This window comes from Rhodosalinus sp., assembly GCF_041685465.1.
GTDB lineage: Bacteria > Pseudomonadota > Alphaproteobacteria > Rhodobacterales > Rhodobacteraceae > Rhodosalinus.
In genome coordinates this window covers 1-9,009 of the sequence record NZ_JAWLFS010000123.1, presented here as the reverse complement: position 1 = coordinate 9,009, position 9,009 = coordinate 1, and the positions used below count along the sequence as shown (strand labels likewise).

Below are 9,009 nucleotides of genomic sequence, written 5' to 3'. Positions count from 1 at the left end.
TGCTGCAGCGCCACGATCTGCCACCAGAGGAAGAGGAAGAGCGCGATCGGGAAGCCGAAGGTCTCGATCTTCACCCAGGTGTCGGTGGACATGGTGCGCCAGACGATCTCGTTGCCGACGGCGAGCACGACGAACATGGCCGTCAGCCGGCGCGTGAGGATCATCCAGCCTTCCTGCCGCATCGGCAGCGCCTCCGAAAGGACATAGGCCAGGAGGCTGCGGCCCATGAGGAGCCCGAGGCCCAGAAGCGCGGCGAAGAAGCCGTAGACGATCGTCGTCTTCATCTTGAAGAAGCGCTCGTCGTTGAACCAGGCGGTGAGCGCGCCGAAGACGACGACCATCAGCGCGGTGAAGACCTGCATCCGCGACAGCCGCCCGGAGAGCCACCAGAGCGCCGCCATCGACGCCAGCATGATCGGCACGAAGGCCACGGTGGCGACGATGAAGCCCGAATACTCCGTGCCCGCGATGGTGAAGACCTCGTCGCGCAGGCGCAGGTAGATCACGAAGAAGAGAAGCGGCGGCCCGAGCTCGAGAAGCTGCTTGAGCCAGGGGGAGACGGGGTCGGGGCCGGGGCCGGGGTCGGGGGCGCGGTTCTCGGTCATGGATGTCCCCTACCACGGCACGGGCGGCGATCAAGGCCGCTTGCCAGCGCGCGCCGGCTGCGCGACCCTCGGGGCATGGACGCGTCGCTCGCCGATCTCTCCCGCGCGCTGACCGAGGCCCGCGGCCCGCTTGCCGCGCCCGGCACGCTCTCCTTCGCGGAGGCGGGGCTGCGCATGGGCGCGGCGCTTCTTTTCGGCGGGCTCATGGGCTGGGAGCGGGAGTATCACGACAAGGCGGCGGGGCTTCGGACGCACATGACCATCGCGCTCGCCGCCTGTCTCTTCACGCTGGTGGCCTTCGACCTGATGACGCTCGACGGGATCGCCGAGGAGAGCCTGCGCTTCGACCCGATCCGCCTCGTGGAGGCGGTGACGGCCGGTGTCGCCTTCCTCGCGGCGGGCACGATCATCCTGCGCGGCGACCGGGTGCGCGGGCTGACGACCGGGGGCGGCATGTGGCTCGCCGGTGCGGTGGGGCTCGCCTGCGGGGCGGGCAGCCTCGGCCTCGCTGCACTGGCCACGGGGGCGGCCCTCGTGGTGCTCTGGCTCCTGCGGCTGATCCCGCCGCCGCTCACGCGACCGCACGAGCCGGACGAGCGGGACGAGCGGGACGGGCCCGAGGACTGAGCGCCTGTCGCCATGCCCCGCGTCGCCGCGGCGCGTCCGGGGCGCCCGGGCCGAGCTGCGCGCCCGGCAAGACGCCGCCCAAGGCGGCGCGCCCCGCGCCGCGCTCCCATGCGGTCGAGGGTCTGCACATGAGAAAGGGCGTCGCGCGGACTGCGCGACGGGATCGCCGCGCGCGCCGTCTCAGCGCGCCTCGAGCCCGGTGAGCGCGGCGGCGAATTCCTCCGGGTCGAAGGGGGCGAGGTCGTCGATCTGCTCGCCGACGCCCACGGCATGGATCGGCAGGCCGAAGCGGTCGGCGAGCGCCACCAGCACGCCGCCCTTCGCGGTGCCGTCGAGCTTCGTCATCACGAGGCCCGAGACATCGGCGATCTGGCGGAACACCTCCACCTGCGCCAGCGCGTTCTGCCCGGTCGTGGCGTCGAGGACCAGCAGCGTGTTGTGCGGCGCCTCGGGGTCCTTCTTGCGGATCACGCGCACGATCTTGGCGAGCTCCTCCATCAGGTCCTGCCGGTTCTGGAGCCGCCCCGCCGTGTCGATCAGCAGGAGATCCGCGCCCTCGTCCTGTGCCCTGGCCATGGCGTCGAAGGCGAGGCTGGCGGGGTCCGAGCCCTCCGGCGCGGTCAGCACCGGCACGCCCGCGCGCGCGCCCCAGACCTGAAGCTGTTCGACCGCCGCGGCGCGGAAGGTGTCGCCGGCGGCGATCACGACGTCCTTGCCGGCCGCCTTGAACTGGCTCGCGAGCTTGCCGATGGTCGTCGTCTTGCCCGAGCCGTTGACGCCGACGACGAGCACCACCTGCGGGCGCTTCGCGTAGAGCGGCAGCGGCTTCGCCACCGGGTCGAGCACGCGCGCGATCTCGGCGGCGAGCAGGCGCTTGATCTCGTCCACGGACACCTTTCGGCCGAGCCGCCCCTCCGCCATGTTGGCGGTGACGCGCAGCGCCGTGTCCACCCCCATGTCGGCGGCGATGAGAAGCTCCTCGAGGCTTTCGAGCATGTCGTCGTCGAGGGTGCGGCGCATGACGGGCTGCGGCTCGCGCCGGCCGAAGAGGCGCCCGATCAGGCCCCGGCCCTCCTGCGGCGGCATTTCCTCGGGCGCGCCGCCGGGAATCTCGACGGGCTGCGGGCCGGGCGTGGGCTCCTGCGGCGCGGGGTGGCCCGGCGGCTCGGGCGCGGGCGTCGGATCTGCGGGCTGCGGCTGCTCGGGCGGCGCGAAGGGCGGCGTGCCCGGCTCCTCCGGCGGCGTCGCCGGCTCGCGTTCGGGCGCGGGCTCCGGGACCGGCTGCGGCTCGGGCTCGCGTTCGGGCTCCGGCTCGCGCTCGGGGATCGGCGCGGGCTCGGGGTCTGGCTGCGGTTCGGGGCGGTGGGGATGCTCCGGCTCGCGTCCGGGCGCCGCGGGCTCGACCGCGCCGCCCTCCTCGACGATGGCCTCGAGCCCCTCGTCGAGCTTCGAGGAGGACTTGAAGAGCCGGTCCTTCAGCTTGGAAAAGAACGCCATGACGGGCCTCCGACGGTTTCGTTTCAGGTAACCCCTGCCGTGTCCGGATGGAAGGGCGCGCGCCGCCCTGATGTTTCCGCAATTCCGTGCTAGGAGGACCGGACGATCGACCGCGTGCCCCCCGACCCGCTGTCACCGATCCACCCCAGGGAGCCGCCCGGAGAGCCGCGCATGACCCGCTTCGCCCTCGCCACGCTGACGCCCGCGCTGCTGCTCGCGCTCGCCGTGACCGCAGGCGGGCTCTGGGGCGCGGCGGCGCTCGTGTGGATGACGGTGCTGACCTTCGCCCTCGACCGGATCTCGCCCGCGCCGACGCCCGCGGGCCGCGGCGACGGGCGGGCGCTGACGGCGGCGCTCGCGATCGTGCATCTCGCGCTCTGGCCGCTCGCGGTCTGGGGCGTGGGCGGCGCGAGCGGGCTGTCGCCGCTTGCACGCGGCGTGATCTTCTTCGGCTTCGGGCTCTTCTTCGGGCAGGTCTCGATGTCGGTGGCGCACGAGGCGATCCATGCGGCGCCGCGCTGGCTGCGCCGGCTCGGCGCGGCGGTCTACGTCTCGCTTCTCTTCGGGCATCACGTCTCGGCGCATCGGCTGGTGCATCACGTGCATGTCGCCACCGACCGGGACCCGAACTCGGCGCCGATGGGCCTGAGCTACTGGGCCTTCCTGCCGCGCGCGTGGTGGGGCAGCTTCCGCGCGGGCTGGCGGGCGGAGGACACGCGCCGCGCCCGGACGGCGGGTCGCCGGGGCCTGCACCCCTACGCCGTCTGGATCGGCGGCGCGGCGCTTTCGGCCCTGCTTGCCGCGGCGATCGCCGGACCGGGCGGCCTCGCCGCGCTGGTCGGGCTCGCGGCCTACGCGCAGGCGCAGCTCCTGCTCTCGGACTACGTGCAGCACTACGGCCTGCGCCGCCGCACCGGCCCCGACGGCCGGGCCGAGCCGGTCGCGCCGTGGCACTCGTGGAACGCGCCGCACCGGCAGTCGGCGGCGATGATGCTGAACGCGCCGCGGCACTCGGATCACCACGCGCATCCCGGGCGGCCGTGGCCCGAACTCGCCCTCGACGCGGGCATGCCGGTGCTGCCGCAGAGCCTGCCGGTCATGGCGACCATCGCGCTCTGCCCGCCGGTGTGGCGGCGGCTCATGGACGGGCGCGCCGCGCGCGTGGCGGCGCGGGCCGCCGCTTGAGCCCGCGTCTCGTGGATCCGGGCGCGGCATCGCCGGCCCTGCTCGCGCGGGTCCATGCGCTCAATGCGGCGCACGCGGAGGCGACCTCGCCGCTGACGCTGCAGGACCTCGCCGCAATGGCCCGCGCAGCCTTCCACGCCCGCGCGACGGAGGACGGCGCTGCCTTTCTCCTGGCCTTCGACGAGAGGGCCGACTACGCGAGCGCCAACTTCCGCTGGTTCCGCGACCGCTACGCGCGCTTCGTCTACGTCGACAGGATCGTGGTCGACGCCGCGCGGCAGGGGGCGGGGCTCGGGCGGCGGCTCTACGCGGACCTCTTCGCCGCTGCGCGCGCGGCGGGCAAGCCCCGCGTCGCCTGCGAGGTCAACCGCGTCCCGCCCAACCCCGGCTCGGACGCCTTTCACGCGCGGCTGGGCTTCGCTCCGGTGGGCGAGGGGCAACCGGCCCCGGGCAAGACGGTGCGGTACCTGGTGCGCCCGCTCTGAACGATTCGTTGTGCCAAATCGCTTAACGCCCCCGGCCCGCTCTGGCACACTGCGGGCATGACGCGCCTGATCCTCGCTGCCGCCCTGGCCCTCGTCGCGCTGCCGCTCGCCGCCGCGGACCCGATGACGGCGGAGGAGTTCGACGCCTATACCCGCGGCAAGACGATTTTCTACGGGCAGGACGGGCAGCCCTACGGCGTCGAGGAATACCGCGACAACCGCGAGGTCACCTGGTCCTTTCTCGACGGGCGCTGCCTCGACGGGCGCTGGTACGAGGACGACCGCGGCATGATCTGCTTCGAATACGAGGACGGGACCGGGCCGCAGTGCTGGCGCTTCTACCATGGCCCGGACGGGCTGCGGGCGACCTTCGAGGACGAGCGCGCGGTGCCGCTTCAGGAGGCGGGCGAGGGCGAGGCCGCGATGCAGTGCCTCGGCCCCGAGGTCGGGGTCTAGGCGCGCCCGCGTCAGGCGACGCTCATCGGCCCTGACGGGCCTCTTCGCGCGGTGCGGCTCAGAAAAGCTCGCCCTGCCCGGGCGGATCGCCGGCGCCGCCGCCCTTGCGCCCGCGGCCCGAGAGCGCGAGGCGCCCGTCGGCGAACTCGATCTCCAGCGCGCGGGCCGCGGCCGCCTCCGCCTTGCGGGTGAGCACCGCGCCGTCGCCGCGCACCACGGCATAGCCGCGTGCGAGCGTCGCGCGGTAGCCCAGCGTCTCGCGCAGGCGGTCGGCGGCGTCGAGGCGGCTGCGACGGTCCGCGACGAGGCGCGCGAAGGCCGCGTCGAGCCGCGCGCCCTGATCGGCGAGGCGGCGGCCCTCCCGCGTGATCTCGGCCTGCACCGGGCGCAGGGTGAGCCGCCCGCTCCGCGCCTCCAGCGCCTCGCGCGCCGCCGCCACGCGCCGGCCGAGCGCCGGGGCGAGGCGCGGCGCCGTCGCCGCCGCCCGCCGCCGCTCCCCGGCGACGGCGCGGGCGAGAAGCGCGGGCCGCAGGCTCCCGCCCGCTTCCGAAAGCGCGACCCGGCGCGCCTGCACCCCGGTGCGCAGCGCCGCCGGAAGCCGGTCGGCGAGCGAATCGAGCCGCTGGCGCGGCCAGTCGAGCAGCGTCTCGGCCCGCGGCAGCCCGCGCGCCAGATCGCGCAGCCGCTCGCCCCGCCGCGCCATGGCCGCCGAGACGGCATGGGTGAGCCGCCCGCCCTGCGCGTCGAGCGTGGACAGCAGCTCGAGGCGGACCGGCACGGCGAGTTCCGCCGCCGCCGTGGGCGTCGGCGCGCGGCGGTCGGCGACGAAGTCGATCAGCGTCGTGTCGGTCTCGTGCCCGACGGCGGAGATCAGCGGGATCGTGCTCTCGGCCGCGGCGCGGGCGACGACCTCCTCGTTGAAGCCCCAGAGATCCTCGATCGAGCCGCCGCCGCGCGCCACGATCAGCAGATCGGGCCGCGGGATCGCGCCGCCGGGGTCCAGCGCGTTGAAGCCGCGGATGGCGGTCGCGACCTCCGGCGCGCAGGCCGCGCCCTGCACCGCCACGGGCCAGATCAGCACGCGGCGCGGGAAACGGTCGCGCAGGCGGTGCAGGATGTCGCGGATCACCGCGCCCGAGGGCGAGGTGACGACGCCGATCACCTCCGGCAGGTACGGGAGCGCGCGCTTGCGCCCCTCCTCGAAGAGCCCCTCTGCCGCGAGCGCCTTCTTGCGCTGTTCGAGCAGCGCCATGAGCGCCCCCTGCCCCGCCGGGCGCAGGTCCTCGATCACAAGTTGATAGCGCGACTGGCCCGGAAAGGTGGTGAGGCGCCCGGTCGCCACGACCTCCAGCCCCTCCTCGGGCTGCGTGGCGAGCCGGCCCGCGACGCCGCGCCAGATCACGCCCGAGAGCACCGCGCGCTCGTCCTTGAGGTCGAGGTAGACGTGCCCCGACCGCGGGCGCGAGACGCGGCCCAATTCGCCGCGCACGCGCACGTGCGGAAACTCCCCCTCGATCACCCGCTTCACCGCGCCGGAAATCTCCGAGACGGAGAACTCGGGCGCATTGGCCCCGGGCGCGTCGTCCTCGATCAGATCGGCCATGGCTCGGACCATGCCCGATCCCGCGTCGGAGGGAAAGCGGGGCCGGGGCCGCAGGCGCAGGACCCGAGCGGCCCGCCCTGCCGCGCGGCGCGGCGACGGGCCCGCGGTTCAGGCCGCGCGGGCGTAGGGACCGCCCTCGGCGATTTCGTCGATCAGGCGCTCGGAAAAGGCGGGCAGGTCGCCGGGGTTGCGGCTGGTGACCAGCCCCGCGTCGGCGACGACCTCGGAGTCCTCCCAGTGGCCACCCGCGTTCTCGACGTCGGTGCGGATCGAGGGATAGGAGGTCATCTTCCGGCCCGTGGCGACACCGGCCTCGATGAGCATCCACGGCCCGTGGCAGATCGCGGCGACGGGCTTGCCCGCGGCCCAGATCGCGCGGACGAAATCGACCGCCTCGGGCTTGGTGCGCAGGATGTCCGGGTTGATCTGCCCGCCCGGCAGCACCACGGCATCGTAGTCGGCCGGATCGGCGAGGCCGAGGGGGCGGTCGACCGGCATCGCGCCGCCCCAGTCCGATCCGTTCCAGCCTGTGATGTCCTCGGTCTCGGGAGCGATGACGTGCACCGTCGCGCCGGCCTGCGCGAGCGCCTCGCGCGGCTGCTCCAGTTCGGACTGTTCGAAGCCGTGGGTGGCGAGGATCGCCACGGTCTTCCCGTCGAGTCGGGCCATCGGGACCTCCGTTCGAAAAGATGGTGCCTGTCTCCCCAACCCGGGGCCGGCGGCTCTGTTCCACGGCGGCTTGCAGCCATCCGCGGCGCTGCCTATCAGGCGGGACAATCGGCAGGAGGGCACCGGCGCGATGAACATCCTCATTCTCGGCGGCGGCGGGCGCGAGCACGCGCTCGCCTGGGCGGCGCTGCAGAACCCCAAGTGCGACAAGCTGATCGTCGCGCCCGGCAACGCCGGCATCGCCGGGATCGCGACCTGCGCGCCGGTCGACCCCTGCGACACGGCGGAGGTGCTCGCGCTCTGCGAGGAGGAGGCGATGGAGCTCGTGATCGTCGGACCGGAGGCGCCGCTCGCCGCCGGCGTCGCCGACCGGCTGCGCGAGGCGGGGCTCGCCGTCTTCGGCCCCTCGGCCGCGGCGGCGCGACTGGAGGCGTCGAAGGCCTTCACCAAGGAGATCTGCGACGCCTGCGGCGCGCCCACCGCGCGCTGGGCGCGCTTCACCGAGGCCGCTGCGGCGAAAGCCCATATCCGCGCCGAAGGCGCGCCGATCGTGGTCAAGGCCGACGGCCTCGCCGCCGGCAAGGGCGTCGTCGTGGCCGAGACCGTGGCCGAGGCCGAGGGTGCGGTGGACGCGATGCTCGCCGGCGCGCATGGCGCGGCCGGCGCGGAGGTGGTCATCGAGGAGTTCATGCGCGGCGAGGAGGCGAGCTTCTTCGTGCTGGTGGACGGGACGGACGTCCTCCCCCTCGGCACGGCGCAGGACCACAAGCGCATCGGCGAGGGCGACACCGGCCCCAACACCGGCGGCATGGGCGCCTACTCTCCCGCGCCGGTGATGACGCCGGAGGTCGAGACCCGCGCGCTCGAGGAAATCGTGAAACCGGTCGTCGCCGAGATGGCGCGGCGCGGCACGCCCTATTCGGGCGTCCTTTACGCGGGGCTGATGATCGACGCAGGTCAGCCCCGCCTCGTCGAGGTCAACGCGCGCTTCGGCGACCCGGAGGCGCAGGTGCTGATGCTGCGCCTCGGCGCGCAGGCGCTCGACCTGATGCATGCCGTGGCCGAGGGGCGGCTCGCCGGCTGCCGCGCGAACTGGGGCGAGGACCACGCGATGACGGTCGTGATGGCGGCCGAGGGCTATCCGGGGTCCTACGCCGGGGGCGAGGCGATCGGCGGGCTGGAGGATCTGCCCGAGGACAGTTTTCACCAGTGCTTCCACGCCGGCACGGCGCGCAGGGACGGGCGCTTCGTCTCCGCCGGGGGACGGGTGCTGACCCTCACCGCGCGCGGCGCGACGCTCGAGGAGGCGGCCGAGCGCGCCTATGCGATGGTGCGCGCCGTGGACTGGCCGGGGGGCGTCTGGCGCAGCGACATCGGCTGGCGCGCGCTCGCAGGGGGTGGTGCGCCCTGACACGGTGTCAGGGGGGCGCTGCCCCCCGTCGCCCTGCGGGCGACTCCCCCCGGAGTATTTGAGCCAGGATGATGGGCCGGCAGAGGCGCGCGCGGGGCGGTGCGGCCGCAGCGGGTCGGCCCCGGGGCCGTGCCGGGCGTGGGCGGGCGGTAGGTCGGGCGGGCGCCCGCGCGCCGGGGCCTCCGTTGACACGCGGCGCGCGACCGCCCGGCTCTCGCGCCCCGGCAGGGCGGCGCAGCCCGCCGGCATGTCGGGGGGGTTGTTGCCGCGGTGCATGGCGGGCGCCGGGGCCGCGCCGGCGGCGCGGTGCCGAGGCTGGTCGTGCCGGGCGCGGGCGGTTCGGCTCCGCGATGCGCCGTCGCCGTGGCTTTCCGAGACGGGGCGCGCAGGCCCCGGGGTGGCGGAGGATCGCGGGATCCCGCCGGGCGCAATGCGCGCCGCGGGGGACCCGACCGCGAAGGGTCGCGTGAC

Annotated in this window: 9 protein-coding genes; 5 read left to right on the top strand and 4 right to left on the bottom strand. The window is 74.7% G+C overall.

Annotation, left to right across the window (positions count from 1 at the left end; all coding sequences use genetic code 11):
- Window positions 1–605: inner membrane-spanning protein YciB (locus ACESL7_RS09560; RefSeq protein ID WP_372893095.1), on the bottom strand; the 605-nt coding region annotated here is incomplete at its 3' end.
- 75 nt (window positions 606–680) lie between these two features.
- On the opposite strand from ACESL7_RS09560, the gene ACESL7_RS09555 reads away from it, so the two are divergent.
- Complete coding sequence (locus ACESL7_RS09555; RefSeq protein ID WP_372893094.1) at window positions 681–1,232, top strand: MgtC/SapB family protein; 552 nt, start codon at window positions 681–683, stop codon at window positions 1,230–1,232.
- Window positions 1,233–1,412: 180 nt separating this feature from the next.
- Here the strand turns inward: ACESL7_RS09555 and ftsY are convergent, their stop codons facing one another.
- The gene (gene ftsY, locus ACESL7_RS09550) at window positions 1,413–2,729 is read right to left on the bottom strand and encodes a signal recognition particle-docking protein FtsY (protein WP_372893093.1); all 1,317 of its coding nucleotides are present in this window, start codon (window positions 2,727–2,729) and stop codon (window positions 1,413–1,415) included.
- Window positions 2,730–2,900: 171 nt separating this feature from the next.
- Between ftsY and ACESL7_RS09545 the strand changes: the two genes are divergently transcribed.
- From ACESL7_RS09545 to ACESL7_RS09535, 3 genes are read left to right on the top strand one after another with little or no spacing between them, the layout of a single operon-like run.
- Window positions 2,901–3,914, top strand: coding sequence for an alkane 1-monooxygenase (locus tag ACESL7_RS09545; RefSeq protein WP_372893092.1), 1,014 nt, complete (start codon window positions 2,901–2,903; stop codon window positions 3,912–3,914).
- Window positions 3,911–4,399: a GNAT family N-acetyltransferase gene (locus tag ACESL7_RS09540; protein ID WP_372893091.1), complete on the top strand. Its 489-nt coding sequence runs from the start codon at window positions 3,911–3,913 to the stop codon at window positions 4,397–4,399. The genes ACESL7_RS09545 and ACESL7_RS09540 overlap by 4 nt, the downstream gene beginning before the upstream one ends.
- 57 nt (window positions 4,400–4,456) lie before the next feature.
- Window positions 4,457–4,855: a hypothetical protein gene (locus tag ACESL7_RS09535; protein WP_372893090.1), complete on the top strand. Its 399-nt coding sequence runs from the start codon at window positions 4,457–4,459 to the stop codon at window positions 4,853–4,855.
- A 58-nt stretch (window positions 4,856–4,913) separates the two neighbouring features.
- Here ACESL7_RS09535 and xseA read toward each other — a convergent pair whose 3' ends face one another.
- Window positions 4,914–6,458, bottom strand: a complete 1,545-nt coding sequence (gene xseA / locus ACESL7_RS09530; RefSeq protein WP_372893096.1) for an exodeoxyribonuclease VII large subunit — start codon at window positions 6,456–6,458, stop codon at window positions 4,914–4,916.
- A 108-nt stretch (window positions 6,459–6,566) separates the two neighbouring features.
- Window positions 6,567–7,127: a type 1 glutamine amidotransferase domain-containing protein gene (locus tag ACESL7_RS09525; RefSeq protein ID WP_372893089.1), complete on the bottom strand. Its 561-nt coding sequence runs from the start codon at window positions 7,125–7,127 to the stop codon at window positions 6,567–6,569.
- Between the two features lie 130 nt (window positions 7,128–7,257).
- On the opposite strand from ACESL7_RS09525, the gene purD reads away from it, so the two are divergent.
- Window positions 7,258–8,538: a phosphoribosylamine--glycine ligase gene (gene purD / locus ACESL7_RS09520; RefSeq protein WP_372893088.1), complete on the top strand. Its 1,281-nt coding sequence runs from the start codon at window positions 7,258–7,260 to the stop codon at window positions 8,536–8,538.
- The last annotated feature ends 471 nt before the right edge of the window (window positions 8,539–9,009 follow it).